General features: G+C 33.0%; 20 protein-coding genes. All 20 read right to left on the bottom strand.

The window, feature by feature from the left end:
• Window positions 1-398: 398 nt before the first annotated feature.
• Window positions 399-1,103 carry a PP2C family protein-serine/threonine phosphatase gene (locus tag BN162_RS10450; protein WP_020225044.1) on the bottom strand — a complete coding sequence of 235 codons (705 nt, stop codon included), beginning with the start codon at window positions 1,101-1,103 and terminating at the stop codon, window positions 399-401.
• Between the two features lie 8 nt (window positions 1,104-1,111).
• Entirely contained in the window at window positions 1,112-1,687 is a 576-nt protein-coding gene (locus BN162_RS17950; protein WP_020225045.1) for an FHA domain-containing protein, read from the bottom strand.
• Window positions 1,688-1,703: 16 nt separating this feature from the next.
• Window positions 1,704-1,988 (bottom strand): DUF4176 domain-containing protein, encoded by a 285-nt coding sequence (locus BN162_RS10460; protein ID WP_020225046.1) that lies wholly within the window; start codon window positions 1,986-1,988, stop codon window positions 1,704-1,706.
• Window positions 1,982-2,986 carry a hypothetical protein gene (locus BN162_RS10465; RefSeq protein WP_020225047.1) on the bottom strand — a complete coding sequence of 335 codons (1,005 nt, stop codon included), beginning with the start codon at window positions 2,984-2,986 and terminating at the stop codon, window positions 1,982-1,984. The genes BN162_RS10460 and BN162_RS10465 overlap by 7 nt, the downstream gene beginning before the upstream one ends.
• A 15-nt stretch (window positions 2,987-3,001) precedes the next feature.
• Window positions 3,002-4,150 (bottom strand): hypothetical protein, encoded by a 1,149-nt coding sequence (locus BN162_RS10470; protein ID WP_020225048.1) that lies wholly within the window; start codon window positions 4,148-4,150, stop codon window positions 3,002-3,004.
• Window positions 4,137-4,496: a hypothetical protein gene (locus tag BN162_RS10475; RefSeq protein ID WP_020225049.1), complete on the bottom strand. Its 360-nt coding sequence runs from the start codon at window positions 4,494-4,496 to the stop codon at window positions 4,137-4,139. The genes BN162_RS10470 and BN162_RS10475 overlap by 14 nt, the downstream gene beginning before the upstream one ends.
• Before the next feature lie 53 nt (window positions 4,497-4,549).
• Window positions 4,550-4,873 (bottom strand): WXG100 family type VII secretion target, encoded by a 324-nt coding sequence (locus BN162_RS10480; RefSeq protein ID WP_020225050.1) that lies wholly within the window; start codon window positions 4,871-4,873, stop codon window positions 4,550-4,552.
• Window positions 4,874-4,885: 12 nt separating this feature from the next.
• The gene (locus BN162_RS10485) at window positions 4,886-5,191 is read right to left on the bottom strand and encodes a WXG100 family type VII secretion target (protein ID WP_020225051.1); all 306 of its coding nucleotides are present in this window, start codon (window positions 5,189-5,191) and stop codon (window positions 4,886-4,888) included.
• Between the two features lie 317 nt (window positions 5,192-5,508).
• Complete coding sequence (locus BN162_RS10490; protein ID WP_020225052.1) at window positions 5,509-5,850, bottom strand: hypothetical protein; 342 nt, start codon at window positions 5,848-5,850, stop codon at window positions 5,509-5,511.
• 13 nt (window positions 5,851-5,863) lie between these two features.
• Window positions 5,864-6,181, bottom strand: a complete 318-nt coding sequence (locus BN162_RS10495) for a WXG100 family type VII secretion target (protein WP_020225053.1) — start codon at window positions 6,179-6,181, stop codon at window positions 5,864-5,866.
• A gap of 2 nt (window positions 6,182-6,183) precedes the next feature.
• Window positions 6,184-6,492, bottom strand: a complete 309-nt coding sequence (locus tag BN162_RS10500; protein WP_020225054.1) for a WXG100 family type VII secretion target — start codon at window positions 6,490-6,492, stop codon at window positions 6,184-6,186.
• 189 nt (window positions 6,493-6,681) lie between these two features.
• Window positions 6,682-7,632 (bottom strand): tetratricopeptide repeat protein, encoded by a 951-nt coding sequence (locus BN162_RS10505; RefSeq protein WP_020225056.1) that lies wholly within the window; start codon window positions 7,630-7,632, stop codon window positions 6,682-6,684.
• Window positions 7,633-7,950: 318 nt separating this feature from the next.
• The gene (locus BN162_RS10510) at window positions 7,951-8,883 is read right to left on the bottom strand and encodes a tetratricopeptide repeat protein (protein WP_020225057.1); all 933 of its coding nucleotides are present in this window, start codon (window positions 8,881-8,883) and stop codon (window positions 7,951-7,953) included.
• A 10-nt stretch (window positions 8,884-8,893) separates the two neighbouring features.
• On the bottom strand, window positions 8,894-10,234 hold the full coding sequence (locus BN162_RS10515) for a WG repeat-containing protein (protein ID WP_020225058.1): 1,341 nt from the start codon (window positions 10,232-10,234) through the stop codon (window positions 8,894-8,896).
• Entirely contained in the window at window positions 10,227-10,562 is a 336-nt protein-coding gene (locus BN162_RS10520) for a hypothetical protein (protein WP_020225059.1), read from the bottom strand. The genes BN162_RS10515 and BN162_RS10520 overlap by 8 nt, the downstream gene beginning before the upstream one ends.
• Window positions 10,563-10,682: 120 nt before the next feature.
• A complete protein-coding gene (locus BN162_RS17955; RefSeq protein ID WP_020225060.1) occupies window positions 10,683-12,677 on the bottom strand; it encodes a serine/threonine-protein kinase in 1,995 nt (664 codons plus the stop codon).
• A gap of 390 nt (window positions 12,678-13,067) precedes the next feature.
• Window positions 13,068-13,319: a hypothetical protein gene (locus tag BN162_RS10530; RefSeq protein ID WP_020225061.1), complete on the bottom strand. Its 252-nt coding sequence runs from the start codon at window positions 13,317-13,319 to the stop codon at window positions 13,068-13,070.
• Window positions 13,320-13,334: 15 nt separating this feature from the next.
• Entirely contained in the window at window positions 13,335-13,658 is a 324-nt protein-coding gene (locus BN162_RS10535; protein ID WP_020225062.1) for a hypothetical protein, read from the bottom strand.
• Window positions 13,655-14,374: a LytR/AlgR family response regulator transcription factor gene (locus tag BN162_RS17960; RefSeq protein WP_020225063.1), complete on the bottom strand. Its 720-nt coding sequence runs from the start codon at window positions 14,372-14,374 to the stop codon at window positions 13,655-13,657. The genes BN162_RS10535 and BN162_RS17960 overlap by 4 nt, the downstream gene beginning before the upstream one ends.
• On the bottom strand, window positions 14,371-18,942 hold the full coding sequence (gene essC, locus BN162_RS10545; RefSeq protein WP_020225064.1) for a type VII secretion protein EssC: 4,572 nt from the start codon (window positions 18,940-18,942) through the stop codon (window positions 14,371-14,373). Before essC ends, BN162_RS17960 begins: the two co-directional genes overlap by 4 nt.
• Between the last annotated feature and the right edge of the window lie 244 nt (window positions 18,943-19,186).

The following is a 19,186-nucleotide window of genomic DNA, read 5'->3' on the forward strand; positions in this document are numbered from 1 at the left end:
ATATATTATTAAAGAATAAATTTATATGCACTCATCAAAACACGGCAGCCATTGTCATTTCAATGAACTGCCGTGTTTTAAAATTCGATTATATACATTATCTCGGGGTTTAGGAATGAAACTCATTAACGTGGGGTCTAAGGCAAAGAAGAATCAAACTGAAATGAGGTTACTCTTATAGAAACAAACTCCATTGGATTAACACCTAACTGATGTGAGGGAATCCGTTTCAGTTGAGCCCCGACGCCCCAAGAATGGGGCTATGATCGGGTTGATCCTTGTTTCTGTCTTCCATATCAAACTGATTTAGGGTCGTTAACCCCATCTTTAAAAGGAAAAGCAACAACTCAATAACAAATTGGATTGTTGCTAAGTAATTTGCGTAATAGATATTAGAATCATAGTTTATTAAGTAAATTGAAAAAAACTATTGAAATATTATCATTTTCCCCACGATCATATAATGTCTGAATTGTAGATGAAATGACTGTTTCATCTTGTTTTTCCATTAATTCAGCTATCTTAATCATTTCATTTTCATCTAATTTATTATAAAATCCATCAGACGTAATAATAACAATATCACCTTTTTGCAACTTACGCATGGTTGTATAGGCTCGTTCCGACATTCCCATTCCCAGACACTTTGTTAAAGTTGAAGTTTTATTTCCCTTTGTGTCAAAAATTGCATGATCTTCACTTAATTGTTCAACTACGCCATTTCTTATGAAAAAACAACGTGTATCGCCGATATTCTTCATAATTAGGATAGTTTCAATAATTACTGCAACTGTTAGTGTCGTCCCCCCTTGTTTCATATTTTCTTGATTGTATAATCGGCTTAAATGATCAATAATCGAAAAACATTGATCCAAAATTTCTTGACTATTCTCTATATTCAAAATTTCCCATTGCACATGCTCTTTTAAAATCTTAATGGCTGTCTGGGAATGAACTTCTCCACAATCATACCCGCCCATTCCATCAGCAACTGCAATAGCTGCGATTTCTTGATCTTTAAAAATCCAACGCTTTGCAAAAATGCTATCTTCGTTTACAGATTTAATCTTACCTTGAGTTGTGAATCCTGAAACCTTAATCATAATCCATCTTACTCAGCAATCGTAATTAAAGCTCTTCCAATTTTCAAAACATCATTTTTGCGAATTTTAATTTTTTTAGAACCTTCTATTTTAAGCCCATTAATATAAATTCCATTATTAGAATTCAAGTCTGTAATATAAAACTCGTTATTTACACAATCAATTACCGCATGTCTTCTTCCAACCGCTGGCTCTTCAATCAAAACATCACATTCTCCAGCTAAGCGTCCTACGAGACATGGAAACTTTTTAATTTGAATTTCGCTTATCATAGAATTAATATCTACTCTTAATTCAAGCTTTGGATTTTCTACTTCACACAGACTTTGAGTTTTAGCTTCATCCTGGGGAATGAAAAAACTAGTTCCTGTTTCTTCTATTTCAGTTTTTTTTATTTCCTCTTTTATCTCTGGTTTTACCTCTTTCAAACGATGCCCGCATCTTGGACAAAATTCATTTATTTCTTGTAATGCAGCGCCACATTTAGGACAATAACCTTGAGGCTTTACTCTCCTTTTTTTATACTCCCTATAACAAAAAAACAAAACGATTATCCCGAATAACGCAAAAATAATATATTCCATGTCTTTAATTTCCTTTCTACACCTCGTTCTTTTCCCCTATAAGAGACTCCACTTTTTTTATAAACTTCTCTCGCGTTTCATCCTCATATCCACGAAAAACAACTTCTTGAATATCGCTATGATTGAAAGTCAATCGAAATTGACTACCAATATCACCTTCTGGATATAACACACCAAGATAATCATATCTTTGCTCCGGACGGTCTTTAATATATTGAAGAATCCCTGTTATCATTAACTTTTTCTTATACTCTTTTAATTTCACTATACTTCCTATTGGTAAAAAATCTTTGGCTACCATGGCAAAATTCCTCCTATTGCTTTTCCGACATCATTTAGTTTATCACCAATAAAACTGCCAACATTTTGAACAATTGAAACAGTGCCGTCAAACATCAACTCGGTAAAATCTTCCATCATGATGTTTACACCTTCAATTCCATCTTTACCAGTAAGATCTCTCAATATTTCCGAATAATCAATTCCAAATAATGCAGCACCTTTTTCTACTATTTCCAAACCTGTTTCCATTCCAAAATCATATAAAGTTTCCACTGTCATGCCCCATGCCACATCTGTTAGATCTTTAAGAAAATTTCCTGATTGCTTACTAAAAAGCAATTCATAGTGTTCCATAAAATTATCCCCAATAGCTTTTCCGAAGTTGTAATATAACTTTCCTTCAAGCGGCCCAATAACTCCGCCTGATATAATTTCAGGAATTTTTTCTTCTGCTTCTTGAAATAGTTGATATAGTGCTCCTTCAACATCACCATGCATCAGCTTATTTGTAATTTCATATGAGTCAGCAAACAGGCTAAAATATTCCGCAGACTGACTAAAAAATTTATCTTCATCAAATAATTCTTTTAAAATTCCTATATTCTGAAATCTTTTATTTCCTTGTTCTGCAGTAATAATTTTTAATAATGCATAGAAATCTGAAAATGATTCATATCCATCAACAGCTGTGCTAATATTTTCTTCTATTACCTTTAGTCCTTGTTTGCTTTCGTCAGAATGATTATTAAGTATATTTCTTACAACTTGCTCATTATTGTTATATAAATCGCAAAATTCACGTATCCCCCCGGCCAAAGCACAAAAACGATTACTTGAGCGACCAATTTCAATACGATACACGATATCCCGTAGCGCTTTAATAGAACGTTGAGAACTATCAAAACTTCTTGCAAAAAACGTTATTTCCCTCTGCTTATCATTCAAATAATCTGCAATCTCAAACATTTGTTCTGAACATTCCTGCATCGCTGCAATCTTGAATGCCAATTGCGCCATATAATAACTCCTTTGTTAGTTTTTTGTAAAATGGACTGCACCTATTGGAAGACCACAATGATTGCCATTTCCTTGAGCATTATAAAACTTTATAAATTCATCCATAGAATAACACAGGATTTCACTACTTTTCCAATTGTCAGTTAAATACACCTGACCATCTACAATTGCATCAATATAAATCACATGGCCAGCACTCCCTCCACTACCAGAAAATTGAAAAGAGACTATAATATCTGTGACAGGCTCTCCTGGATGACTATTAACAATTTGCTGAAGGCAATCACTTCCAGTGTATTTTGTTTGTGTGATTGGTACGCCTGTCTGGCTCGAATTATCAACTAAATTATTAACATAATCACAGCCATTTCCACTGTATCCATTAATAAATTTAGGGCCATCTCCAGACATATAATATTTAAACTTTGCATGGGTCAAAGCTACACATTGATTTTTTCCAAAAGTTCCTCCATTTGCCTCAATAAAACCATCATTGCGTACTTGGAGCGCATTCTTTAATTCCAATGACATATTTGCATTATTTTGAACCTTATTCCGAAGTTCTTCATCTGCCATTCCAAGTTTTCTCAGAATAGTTATATATGATTGCTTATCCGGATTTTCATTCAAATATTTATTAATTATCTTTTCCTGCTCTGACTCTATTGGCTTTATCTGCATATCATCTGGTTCAAGTTCTTGCCTTTCAATTGGCTTTATAACTTTATCTTTACTATTCCCAATAATGATTTTATCAATAATATCGTTGATAACACCTCCGCCAATAATATTGCTGATAACGCCACCACCAACAGTCAACAATCTAATATAATCTGTTAAACAATCATTATCAGACACATTATTCGCATTCATAACAGATTTTAAATTGTTAATTTGACCGAAAATTTTATATTCTTCATTATACTCGTACAATTCACAGCATGCTTTTACAGATCCACCTAGTTGTGTAAAATGATTGCCAGAACGTCCTATTTGAATTGTATAGACATAATCCCGAATTGTTTTAATTGATCTTTGAGAGTGATCCAAAGAACGAACAAAAGTAGTCAACCGTTGTTGATTTTGATCAAGAATCTCCCCTACAGTCAAAAGCTCTTCAGCACATTCCTTCATATTATTTAGTTTAAAATTAATCTTTGTCATATTTTTCCTCCAATATTTTCTTTAACCAAGGTTCAACGACAAGATTTTCAGCATTATCTCCAAAGCTTTGATCTTTCGACCAATGTAATGAACTTTGAATATCGGTTATATTAATCGGAAGACTGTCATTATTTTTGAGTATAGTACAGTCAGCTGTATAGAATAGTTCCGCTATTTCTTCAAGCATTTTTGAAAAAATAAATCCTTTAGCAATCGTTTCATTAAGCCTTGAATGCAAATTGAGTAATTGCCCTGTCATTGAAGACAACTGATTGTTTTGTAACTCATTCTGTATCAAGCCAATCTGCGAAGAAATCGAATCTATCTGAAGATAGATTCGATTCATTTCCTCCGAGCATTCGACAATATTTTGCCAGTTATATTTAAGATACATGGAAGCTACATTTTAAATACACCGTCTGTAGGCAGTCCTTCCGCCGCAGCTGTAGCTCGCTTTTCAGCTTGTTCGTAAATATTTGCCAATTCATTTACAGTTTTAATATAAGAATCAATTATTGCAGCCATGTTATCAATATCATCGTAAACACCTTTGAACTTAATCTGAAATTCATCTGAAGCTTGCGATTTCCATCCTGCCTGTAAAGAATTAATTTCAGTTTTGCACTGCTCCATAATGGATATAATTGTATTTTTCTGTGTAGCCATTTCGGATGCCTTGGAAATTAATACATTAGGTTGTACCTTTAAAATCATATCTGTCATGTTCTTTCCCTCCTATTTACGATTACTTGCAATAATTTGGATTGCTTCTGATTCTGCTTGTGCATACGTTTGAATATCTTGAGTCAATACTTCAATATAACGATTTAGCATCGTTGTTAAAGCATTAAATCTACTTCTATCATTTCCTAAATTTGCTTTGAATTTATTGGATGCTTCACCTTCCCACATCGTATCCATTTCTTCACCAATTTCATACAGCCTTGCCACTGCTTTATCATAGCTTTTAACCTGTTCAGAAAGATGATTAACTACCTCTTTCATTTTTGATGTCGTTAATTCCGTACCCATTCCAGCCATTTTCAATTCCTCCTTTACGATTTAAGATAATTCTATTTTAACTCTCATATTCCTAATATAACTAACTAGATTCTATGCACAAATAATTTATTTATTATTTATACATTATTTCTTTTTAAGCGTTTTATAATTACATCTTAACGTTTAAACTTTATGTGTTTTCCATTATCAATTAATTTTCTTAATCGCAATGCAAACATGTTTTCCAAGTTAAGGCTTTTATCAAAACTGCTTAACCATAACTTGATATTGGTTATCATACTTAAAATAATAGTTTATCATTACTGAAAAACATCTTATTCATTCAATATGAACTTTTAATCAAAATTTTTGCTTGTACCCTTTGCCTTTTCTGACGCTTCCTGTCTTGCCCTCCTCAACGCTTCCAAAGCTTCTTCTTCTGCTTTTTTTATTTGCGCGGCTGCACTTCTTAAATTAGAAGCTGCTCTTCTAAGTTCTGAAGCATGCTCTAAAACTTTTTCTTTTTCATTTCTGCATTTTTCCAGCATCATTCCAGAACTTTCACTTTGCCATGACATGTTGAGATTTTCAAGTACCATTTCAATTCTATGATTAGCTAAATATTCGAGTTCACCTGCAAATTCATCTAATTTTCCCGCATCAGCCATAGCTTTTCCGTAATTAAAGTTAATTTTCATCCAATCACCTCTGCTACTCTAAAAAGACTCCATCTGTAGGTAAACTTTCATTTTTCTTTCTTACTTTCTCGCTAGCGGAAGTGTAAACACCTGTTATCTGCTCAAGCTTTGAAATTGATTCTTTAAAATTTTCCATCACGACTTCTTGTGTCAATTTTATTTTCTTGATCAAAGTCATGAACTCATCAAAAGAATCACCTTGCCAATAGTTACCAACAATGTTTAACTTCTGATCCAATAACATGTTTGATGAAACAATTTGCGAATAACATTGATTCATTTCTTCTGCTTGCGTTTTTAAAGTCCCCTCATTGTACTTAATATCCGACATGATCAAATTGCTGCAACATGCTGAATAACATTACTTTCTGTCGCTTCATAATGTTTTCCACAAATGGAAAGCGCAGCAAGCAAAGTGACCAATGAGTCACTATATTTTTGAAGTGATTTAATATTTTGCCTGAGTTCTTTAATATACGCCACACCCGCCTTTCCACCCCAGGCTTGTTCGATAGCAGGAGTGATTTCTGATTCTAACTTATCGATCTGAGCTTTTATTTTTCGGTATTCTTCTGCCATTTGATCACTCAACTTTATAAGTTCCGCTCCATCTACCGTTACTTCTATCTTTTTTTTAGCCATGTTGCCTCCTTTCTAAATATATTTTATTTTTAAAATTTTAAAGATGCAGATTTTCCTGACAACCTGCATCTTTTTGATGACAAACAGCATGCTGGGCTTCATAACTTGCTTTTTCTTGAGTCCCTCAAAATATTAGAGAAGTGTTAAAATCAATAATCATATCTTCTTTACTTTAACTCACTTTCTTTTTTACTGCTGAGTTAGTGAGGTTATTTCGAAGCATTTTACCATCGAACTTCCGTCATCATTATTAATACGAACTTCTTTTTTTAAAAGAATATTAGCTTCGTCATAATATGTATAAATTATTGAATCCTCACCTATCAATGTCACAATTTTGTAAGTTAGTTCCTTTTGATTATTATAATGTGTTTGTATCTCAGAATTTCCATCATTGTTAAATTGAACATATCCTTTCAAATCCCCTTCTGAAGTATATTCAATCATTTTATAATTCTTTTTGTCTATTTCCTCTCGAATTAGATATGATATCATATTCCCCTCAACATAGTAGTATTCCTGTTTCGTTATAATACTTTTATCTATATTATTACGATATAAAACTAATTTTAATACATCTCCAGTATCTTCATTAAATCCACAAGTGTAAATCTTTTCACCTTCTCTATACATAGAACATTCGCTCATTAGCCTATCCTCCACATCAAATGCTTGCACTGTTCCTTCCTGACAGTACTTCTCTCTATTCCATTGGACATTGTGTACCCGATACCACAAAACTTCATCATTTGCGTTATAAGCAGTTTCTGTTCGAATACCATTTACGTCAACAACCGTTTCTATTCTGCTATAAGTATCCTTCTTCTCTTGTCCATATACACCCAAAAGGAGTTCATTTATATCTATAGATTTTGTGTTCTTATATCCTTTTTCCAAAATTTCTTCTGCTTTATCAAATAAATTCTGTAGTGCATAGGCATCAGATAACGCAATATAATTCTGAGGATTCTGCGGATCAATTTCAATCGCTTCTTCAAACACAAGTATAGCTTCTTCATACTTTTTATCATTTAAATATTTAATTCCTAACTCATATTGTGAACTAGCAGCATTTTTATTTTCTGAACAAGCTGCTAGACTTAGCGATATAATAATTAGCATTGATAGTATTTTCTTCATTTCTTCATTTCTTCATTTCCCTTCCTTCATGTAAACTCGTTAATTTGGAAGACGACTGCTCAATTTCAGAATTCTTCAATTTATCCACGCTTTTCCTTCATGAAAATGATACGGCCTCAAATACTGGTAAAAGGTAGTTTAATCTAGGCTGCTGAAAAAGTATATTTATGAATTTACAATGGCATTTTATAACTTCAATACGTAATAATACGGCTAATCCATATATCAAGAAGAAATTTAGACGCAACTCAAATATCATTTTTTAGCAACCTATTTCAATCACATTTCTCCTCAGCTTAGCTGGCCTTTAATATTTACTTAGTTATCTTTTATTGTCTGCAATAAATTTCCATCTGCGTCATAGTATTCAGTAATATCTCCGTTTTCATCAATGATTCGAATATGTTTTCCATTTAATTTCCCCTCAGAATCATAAGTAGAATATGTTATTTTATCATCTTCTGTTACTATAATAAACATACTTGTTACGTTATCTTCAGCATCATAACGTGTTTGTTTCGTTGTATTACCACTTGTTTCGAAAACTGTATAATAATGTAGCTTACCAAAAGAATATGTTTCTACTCGTCGAGTATTTGCATCTATATCAATAAAAAGATCGTATTGTGTAACATTTCCTTGCTTATCGAGCCATTCTGTTTTTTCAATACGTTGGTTTTCTCCTATATGGTATATCATTTGGATTAATTCTCCAGTATTATCATCATAACCACACGCATAACTTACTGAATAATTATTTTCTTTATAACCAAGTAAACATCTGCTTGTCTCTTCTCCTAAATGATTATATGAAATAATTTCTCCGTCTTGACTTCCATGATCAAATTCCACATTATAAACTCGATACCAGATTAAATTCTGTGAAGTGTCATAAGCACTTTCCTTACGTATTTGTCCGGTATTATCTTTAATAATTCCTGATTTAAACTCATCCAATTTCTCTTTTATTTCCTTTGACTTGGTTTCTTTATATCCTCTCTCCAATATAGTTTCTGCTTCTTCAAATAAATTTTTTCTAATAAGGATATCAGCTATATTAAGATAAAGATCGGAATTCTTAGGTTCTATATTAATTGCTTCCTCAAAAGCAAGAATTGCTTCTTCATAATTTCCTTCATTTACATATTTAATTCCCAAGTTGTATTGTGAGCTAACATCACCTTTATTTTCTGCTGAACAAGCCAAAAGACTTAGTGAGATAATAATTAATACTAATAGTATTTTTTTCATTTCTTCTAATTCACTCCTTTATGTAAATCGTATATTTAGAAACCGACTGTTCAACATCTAAAATTCCCCATAAACCATCTCGTTTCGCCCAATCCTTTCCATCATAAACAGGTCGTGTCTCTTCAAATTCAAATGGTATCGCTATATTTCCGTTCGTATCAATATAGCCCCACATTCCATCCAATTTAACTGCCGCATAGCCTCCTGTAAAATCATAGGCGTTCTCATAGATCATCTCTGTAATCTGATTTCCATAAATATCATAGAATCCAAATCGATAATCTTCTATTCTAGGCTCTGATTCTCTCCAATAATTAATCTCTTTATCAGAAACGCGAATAAAATTGTTGGATATTCCACCAACAGCAAAACCATTCAGATAATAAACATTGCCCGCTTGATCAACAATTGTTTGAGAATCAATAAGATAAGCTCCATTGGATAATCCTAATGTTTCAATGCCAAAACAACCCTCATAATTGCAATATTCTATCCCATTATTTGTTTTATTCAAAAAATATCCATCTCCTGCAAATGTAGGAATACCCCGAATTCTTACATTTTGACTGAAATCATCACCATAAAATTCAACGTCCAAATATTCTATCATTCCATTCGAATCAAAAACTTCTGAAGTAATTGAATAGCCCAAATAGATCTCTCCACGTGCTGTAATTGTGTACCCATATTGAATAGTTTCATCTTTCAACTCTTTAATTTTATTTCCATGAAAGTCATAGATACTAAAGTTTCCTGCTTGAACTACTTTAACATAATCTTTGTCATAGTAACCTTGGCAGTTTCGTTCATTCATTAGTTCATAAGATAATGCATCAACATAACAACTACGATAATCCTCAGCACCATTCATAAAACTATCTGCAGTAATTCTCCCCCTGTTCCAATTCACCACATCAACATAATCAAAATCAAATTGAGGTTCAATAATCCATATGGGTGATGTTTTAGAATGAAGCATTCCTTCGTTGACCTGAATTTCAAACTCTCCAATTAATTCTGCAGATTCTGATTTTTTTAACTGCACCAATTCATCTTTAATCTGTGCAAACAAACTCTCCTGCTTATCTGGAATATTTTGAATTGCCTCTTCAATATAATAGCCAATCAGTTCAGGATCTTTTTGTATAGCTGCGACAATAATTATACCAGTGTAACCATTTTGATCTTGTGGATCAATAGTAATCATTTCCTCAAAATACAAAATTGCTTCTTCATAATTATTTTCTCGAATTAGCTGTAACCCTTTATTGAATTTTGAGATTTCCTTTTTAGACTGACACCCTATTATACTAATTAATAAGCATAGAATTAATCCCCATTTCTTAATCATGATATTCATCTTTTCTAACAGAATTTAAAATTTCTGTATCCCCAAGCAATGACTCCATTGGTTTAGTTTGACTTCTAGAATCTAGCAGCTCTGTTTCTTTTTGTAACACTTCTGTAGTCATCAAATGATCATCATGATACATTTCTGTGTCCTTTTTATCTAGTATATCTTCTGTTGCATAACCTTTTTTTATAAATTCTGTCTTCCCTTTACTAGGTTGAATTTCATTATTTTTTTCATAAATCAGCGGCCTCTTTTTATAATAAAACGCTAACCCAATTGTAATCACAAATAAGATAATCCCACACAGCATTAAAATATTTCCCATATTTACTCCCCCAGTGAATCTATTCTAATCCTTGTTAATTTTTGTATCTATACTGTTATTTTTTAAGCCATAAAGCATGGGCATGTTGGAATATTACTACTCACACCTAAAGTCGCCTTCTTAATCAAGCCAATGGCCTTTCTTTAACTGATCAATCAACCCTTGAAGTTGAACAAATTGAGAATCATTATCCTCGTCCTTTATTTTCTTCTTCGCATTTTGATATTCTTCATAAGCTGGCCAGTAGTTTCTTTTCTCCTGAGGCTTTTCATTCTCTATTACAATGTATAAAGTTGCCCTATAAGCGTTAGCTTCATAGGCGTCAGGATAAGCAGACTCCATTTTATCCAAAACTGTAAGCGCCTGTTCATATTCTCCGGCTTGTTGATAAGCAATAAAAATATTAACATAGATATATTTTTTTTGAATGTTTAGATCCAATATCTGTTGAAAAGCCTTAGCAGAACTAATTAAATCATCGTAATCCTTATCTGTTTCATAGATTGCTCGATTATAATAAGCAGCTCCTAACATTTCCCACAAAATAGAATCATTACTCCATCCATCTTTTTGTATCGACTGATTAATGAGTTCTATTTCTTTAGTTCTAGCGTTTTCAATTTCACTATTTGAAATTAAAGCAGCATCTCGATATACTGCAGCCAAGGAGATCACTGACTTTCTCTTTAAAGTTGTATTGCCAGTTTGATTTATTACATCTTTAAAACTTTGCTCTGCGTTACCATACTTCTTCAAAGAATAACTAATGCTTCCACTTATGTAAGAAATCAGATCCTTATCCGCCCCCTCATCTTGTAGCTGGTCCAAAATCATCTCAGCGTCGTCTATATTTCCATTCATTGCCAGAGCAACAGCATAATCTCTTGACAAATTCTCATCTGGATTTTCTGTTTCTCTCAGCAGCTTTTCATAACAAGCTACTGCTTCAGGATATTTTTCTTTTTCAAAATAAGCAGAAGCTAGAATTAATTCCATAGTTTGATCCTGCTTTAATACATCTTGTGTTGTCTGAATTTCTGTTATATACGCAATGCATTGATCATAATCTAAAGCGTTATAATAAGCACGAGCCTTTAAAATATATGCAGATGTTTGTTTACTATCCAGCTTTTGAGCCTCTTCCAAATAGCTAAGAGCCTCCATAGGTTGCTTATCAATCAGCTGCTGAGCTGAATTGATATATTGCTGATAAATACTGGCATTTTCATTTTTTTTGACTACAAAACCAGCAAGAATCAATATAATGGACATCCCTCCCATTAACCAAAGTTTAAGTTTTCTATATCTTTTCCTTTTAATGAATTTTTGATACGTTTCCTCAAAACGATAAATATGATCTAAATCCTCAATAAGTTCTTTCGTAGAAGCATAACGATCTTCTGGTTCCTGTTGGATACAACGATCTATAATCGTTTCAATTCCTACAGACAACTCTGGATTTAATTCTCGAATCGGAATAAAGCGATATGGAGGCTCATACGGACTTTTTCCAGATAGAATATGATACATTGTAACACCCAATGAATAAATATCTGTCCTAGCATCTGATTGCGCTTTCCCAGCCTGTTCTGGAGCCATGTAACCTTTCGTTCCAACAAATGTTGTATCAGCAATTGCTTCTTCCTTATATTCACGCGCAATACCAAAGTCAATTAGTTTCAAATTGCCGTCAGGTTGTATCATGATATTAGAAGGCTTCATGTCACGATAAATAATTGGATTAGGCTTCTGATTATGCAAATACCCTAAGCATTCAGCAATGCGTTTAAACCAGATTAATCCGATTTTTTCATCAAACTTAATCTGACGTTTTAAAACGGTTTCTAAATTATCACCGGCAACATAATCTTCTACAACATACAAATAATGATTATCTTCAAAAATATCAACAATTTTGGGTAACATGGGATGCTGTAATTTTTTCAATATATTCGCTTCTGCTAGAAAGTCAAACTTTGCTTTCTGATTTTTTGATACTTGTTTTACAGCCCAGATTGTCCCCAATCGGACATGTTCTGCTTTATAAACAGTAGACATGCCCCCCTTTCCGATTATTTCTAAAATGCGATATGTATTATTAATTAGTTGTTCCATTTTTCCTTCTTCCTGTTAAATAAATTTAATGCTTTACGATATTCAGTATGTTCCTGGATAAAAATGATGCTTAAAACAATGCTTTAATTGCAAGTGTGATCGCAGTGAATAAATCTACTTGTAAGTTTTCTAGCCAAGAGTTAGGAAGCAAATTTTACTATTCTATTGTTCCCGTTCTAGAACATTGAAACTTCTTTGGTAGATGATAACTCCGTTATCGAGATTTACTGATTCTATATGGCTTTAAAAGCGTACACCTTTTTCCTCAACTAGATTGAAAATAATAATACTTACTTTATATTTCTCTGATTAAAACGATAATCTACTATGAAAAAACTATGGCATATCATAAATCAACTTTTAATTTTTCCTTCTTATTTATTCGATTCATCAAAGAACTAGTACAATATCTCCGCCTACAATGTTGTTTTCTTTTAAAGTCCAATGCTCATTAAGTGCAACTTGCAATTTAGGAATATATAAATTTGTTTGGTTTATTGAGAAAGATAAACCTGGATTAATATTTTCCATTTGCTTTAAAAGCTGTTCTTTAAATTTTATTCCAGAAATCAAATCATCGGTCTCTATTTCAAACTTTTGATGCAAACTTACAAACTCTGCTTCCAAATATATTCTTGCCATATGCGGTTCCTCCTTCTATCGGTATAGTTCAATATCAAAAACTTGTATTTTTATTTCGTGATTATTAGAACAGATTTCTAATACGATTTTTTCTCCTTGATAAATTTTTTTATTTTCATACTGATTTACTTTATCTGCTATCGACATTTCTTTTAAAATCAAAGCGATAACAGGATCTATTTTAAGCTGTTCAAGCTCGTAATGAATAAATTTCTTTTTAATCAAACTTTGTTTACAAGATAAATGTTCGCAGAATACTTTTTCTGAAGACACTTGATCAATCAACAGACTCCACAGCGCACTCAATTCTTCCTGAGTAAATATATAGGCGACTTTCATTCGCTCTTCCTCTTTTCAAGCCACATTTTCACATTATTTTTATATCCTCTAGAATAAGGAATCTTAACATTATTCGTCAAAATCAATAAAGAGTTGTGTGAATCAACCTGTTTGATTTCTTCACAGTTAACCATGTAACCTTTATGGCAACGAAGAAAATGCTCATCCAATTTATCTGCTATTTGACCAAATGTTGAGTAAAATTCAATTTCCTGTCCAAAGGTACGAATAACCATTTTCTTGCTTCTTGCTTCGATATATAAAATCATTGCTTGAGGAATATTGTGAATTTCTCCCTCTATTTTTACACATAGGTTTTTTTGTTTTTGACATCGTTTATTCTGATCAACATGAATTTCCTCGAAAGTCTTCCGCAGCAATTCCCTGTTTAATGGATATGTTAATATTGCGCTCGGACGAATTGATGGACGAACAAGCTCCATAAATTCGTCAGTTTGCTTTATCGAAAAGATAAAATATGTACGTTCATTGATTCTGCGGATCATCTCAATCATTTCAAGAATAGATTGAGTGCAGTCATCAAGCAAAATAATATACACATCATGATATGGCTTAGTTCCCAACAAAACTTTGACTTGCTCCTTTTGAAAAAACTCAGTATTTTTAATAAAGCGATACTTTCTATGGATTGTTTCACGATAAATCTTGATAAACTCTCCGGGATTTTCCTGAAAATTCAGTAAGCATACATTCATATTTTATTTGCTTTCGGTACAGCCAATCGGATTGTTTTCGTTTCTTCTATCATCCAGGCTACTCCCGCTTTAAGTTTCTTGCTTCTTTCACTTAAAGCAATGTCAAAATCAAAGATGCGTTGCTGATCTGCTTGCCCACCGAAATGCAAGCCTGTCTTCCAGCTCACAAATTCCTTGAACGCTGGCCTGAGCAGACAATTCTGATAATCATTTGGCGCTATTGCCGCAAAGAAGTAAATTCCATGCTTTTCTCCCTTTTCGAAGCACATTTCAAAGAATCTTGACATATTCTTCTCTGACGAATAAATTGTATCAATGAAAAATTGCATTGAATCGATAAGAACGAAAATCGGCTTCATCATTCCCAGATATTCATCCATCTCTATATCCGGATTTCGATTATATTGTGCTTTACATGTTTTATTACGTAAGATGAATTCAGGAACTACCTTCTCATTCATAACATCAAATAGTTCTTTATCATTTGTAATTAATGACTTTACTCCAAAGCTCTCAAACTCTGATTTCATACTTGAATTTTCTGAAATTACATATACATCAGCATTTTGATCTTTCTTTAACGCTGCAATTAATTTCAGAAAATTGCTTTTACCACTTCTAGGAAGACCAGAAACACAGAAGCAAAAGAGTTTGGAAAGATCTATCTTCACAATTTCAATTTCTTCAAGATCATAACCTATTGGTAAATATCGTGGAGAATTGCGCAAACACTTAACTTCTTCAGATTCAACAAATGTTTTTATTACCATTTCAGAAGGAATCGATGGAATTGTCAACGCCTTTTTCCCTTGTGTTTTCAACTTTAAATGTTCTATAGTTTCCACAATATATGCATGTGTTTCTTCAGAATTCGTGGAATCTAAAATCAGTGCAGTCTGGAACTCCAGACATTCGTTTTTACTTTTAATCAAACCGCGCCCCGGTGTCTTGCTTTCAGGAAGCATTTCTATTTTCCCCTGTAGTACTGATTCGTACTCAAAACGATCATTCAACTGCAAACCAATTCCCGTTTGGAAATTAGTACGAATTCTTGTTTTGATTTCAGAAGAACCCAGACAGGAAAAAATCATAAAAATACCATAGGCAGAACCTTCTCTACTCAACAGGAACAAATCATCTTCTATTTTCGGATTTTCTTCCATCATGGATGCGTAGTTATCAACCACAAATATAAATGCAGGGCAATTACTGTATTTCTTAAAATACTCTCGGAATGTTACAATACCTTTTTTAGCAAAATTCGTTTTTCTTCTGCCCAATTCAGCAATCAAAGTTTTGATCAGTTTATGTAAACGACTACTTTCATTCTCGAACAGTACAGCTCCTACCTGTGGAGCATTTTGATAGATATTCATGGTTTTACTTCCAAAATCTGCTATATAAACATGTACTGTGTTTACATCATTATTGTTAATTAATGAATATACCAATGTTTGTAGCAAAGTTGTTTTTCCACTGCCAATGCTCCCTGAAACCATAATATGACCACTGTCAATCAGATTTAGAAGGAATGGAAACTGATGTTGACGCACAGGATCATCAACAATTCCTAAACAAACATCCAGTCGATTTTCCTGTATCGTAAGGGGAATTTCCTCCAATCCTATCCGCCGCTTCAAAGGTGGTAACCAAATTGGTTTTAATGTTTGAACTTTATTCTCTTCAAACGTTTTTCGAATATAATATACAGCTGTATCCAACTGACTCTGTACATTCTCTTTGGTTTTCTCTTTTTTCTTTTTTCCTGGCATTTTACGACCCAACAATTCAATCAGTCTAAGTGGGTAATTATCCATTATACCTTCCTGATCTTCCACATAAGGAGCTCCGCTCCATGCAGATTGAAATTCTTCAAAAATTTCATCATTACCCACCTGCAAATAAGCTCTTCCTACATTCGTAATATACGCTGCTTCCGTTCTCTTCAACATATCTTTAGAATCCTGTTTATCCTGCACACGCAGACAAATTCTAAATTTAGAGTTTCCCCAAATTTCTTCGTCAACTACACCACTAGGTTTTTGTGTTGCTAATATTAAATGAATTCCTAAACTACGCCCCACACGAGATGCGCTGACTAGATCTTTTACGAAATTAGGTTGTTCTTTCTTTAATTCTGCAAATTCATCTGCAATCATTATTAAATGTGGAATCGGCATATCTACTTTTTCATTTCTGAACATTTCGATGTATTCATCAATATGCTTAATGCGATAATCATTAAATATTTTCTGACGCCGACGAATCTCGCTATTAATTGATGCTAGTGCTCTGGTCGTCTGATTTCCACCTAAATTCGTGATGATTCCTGATGTATGCGGTAAGCATTCAAAGCTTTGTGCCATTCCGCCACCTTTGTAATCTATTAAGATAAAGGAGACTTCATATGGATGATAATTCATTGCCAATGATAAAATATAAGTCTGCAACAATTCACTTTTTCCCGAACCGGTTGTTCCAGCAACCAAACCATGAGGACCATGAACCTTTTCATGAATGTCGAGATACAACGGTTGATTTCCTGCTTTTAAGCCAATTAACGAACGCATACTTTTGTAGGTTCGATTTTCTAGCCATTTACGATAAATATTAAACTGTGCCAAATTCCTGATGTGAAGCATCTGCATATAAGTAATCATTTCAGGAACAGCGCCAACTGAGCCTCTTTCCTGGATGCGATAATTAGAAAGCGCTCTCAATGCTGATTGTAATGTGTTTTTGCTTATATAATCAAAAGTAAAGGAATGATTGCCTTCTTCTTTTTCATCGAGGAAAAGATAGCTGCCACCATTCTGATCTTCCAGCACCTCATTGCAGCTATTTGGCAATTTTTCAACATGGTCTGCCAAGACAATTAATGACATACCCAAATCATTATTTTCAATAACTTTAACAAGATATTCATCCTCAAAAACAATATCTTGTGCTGCAACCAAAATATAATGTGGAATTTTTGATGCATTCTTGTTTTCCATCCTTGTCCTTATCTCATTATTCAATAAGTATAGTATTTCATTCCATTCCTCTTTTTGCTGAGAAACTAGCCGCATTCTACGATTATCTGTCCATGTATGGGGAAGCCATTTCATCATTTCTATTTCTTCATTTTGTTGATTAAATAAAAATACAGTCTTTACCTCGTCATAGGAATACCTTGAAGCTAACTGCGCAATTAACACATGTAAGATATCAATCCGCTTTTCTCCAACGATTCCCAATAGTCGAGTTCTCTTCAAGTTCAATAACACAGGAGCCTGTTCAATATTTTTAAATTCCTCATAAATTTTATGTGGCTGCTCCTGTAATTTATCATCAATTAATGAAAATCGTTCTTTGGGAACAACAATTTCTACTGGATTTTTTATGGTACCCGTTCCAATGCGAACATCCAAAAAATCTTCATGTTTTAAATTATTCTCCCAAACGCGATGATACTGCTCAGGGATCCAAGATAGCCATATTTCACTAGTTGGATACTTTTCATTATACGCATTTAAATTATATGAACCATTTTCATTTAACATTTCCTTAATCTTATCTATATATTTCCCATATCCTAAAACACGTTTATTCTCATCTTCTTTTGCTTGCTTCGAAGTGAATCGTATATTCACCAAAGCCCATCCTACGCCAATAATTGCTGAAGTAACAGAAGTAACAATACCCATATACATAAAAGCACTATTGGACATCATTCCCGATTGAGAATAGCTCCATTGAGTAAACAAAACTCCAATGGCCATCGGAATCACCATTGTTAATGAAGGACCTATTGTTAATAATAATGGCTGTCTACGATTTTGTGCTGGATTAGGAGCACCTTCTACTACAACAGACTCTGTTTCTAGCTTCCTAACTTTTCTAGGAGAACGCTCATAGATGTCTGCATAACCCTTTCGAGTAATTTTTAATGTTTCTCCCATATCTTCTTCAAGATGAACCATAACATTGGGCAAATAATCTCGATTTATTGCCAGAACATCTTTCAAATAAATAATTTTCAAACCTAATATATAGATTTCATCACCATAGTTTAACTCTCTGAATTGTGGATTTTTATATTCACCTACCCGACAACCATTAATATATGTTCCATTTCGACTCATGTCATACAAACCATAGATACCATTTTGAGCTCTCAATTCAGCATGATGTCCCGATACATTATTTTCAAAATCAAAGGAAATCGTGTTATCTTCCAGTCTTCCTATGGTAATCGCTGAATTGGGAATTTTATATTTAGTAAATTGAAGATAATCGTTTGTAATCAGATGAAATGATACATTGAACTTATGCCCCAAATATTCTGCGTACAATAATTCATTATTCTGAAGAGTGCATTCACCCTCTGACTTTCCTGTGATTATCAAAGGATTTTCAATATTTAAAGACCAAATTCCATCATAAACATTCAATTTGAAATTAATATCGCGTTCCAAGCCACATAATTCTTTCTTCACGATATAATTCAGTGTTTGATTATTCACATCAGGCAAAACCCATTCTTTATAGCTCTTTTCAAAATGGAGGCGTAAAACGTAATTCATAAAAAATATCCCCTTTACTTAAAAATTAATTTCTAATTTAATTTTAAAATGAATTAATCTAATATTTTTTACCACTTATTACACAAAATATACCTAAAAATACAATTAAGTTGAAATTAATGTGTTCTCGAGGGAAAATATATTTATTCTTAGACAAAGGCAATTGTCGAAGAGTGAAGTTTTTTAGGAGATTCCATATAATTTCACAGTTTCTACGGCAATAATATCCAAGAAACTAGGTCTA

The sequence above is a fragment of the Holdemania massiliensis AP2 genome (genome assembly GCF_000327285.1).
GTDB lineage: Bacteria > Bacillota_I > Bacilli_A > Erysipelotrichales > Erysipelotrichaceae > Holdemania > Holdemania massiliensis.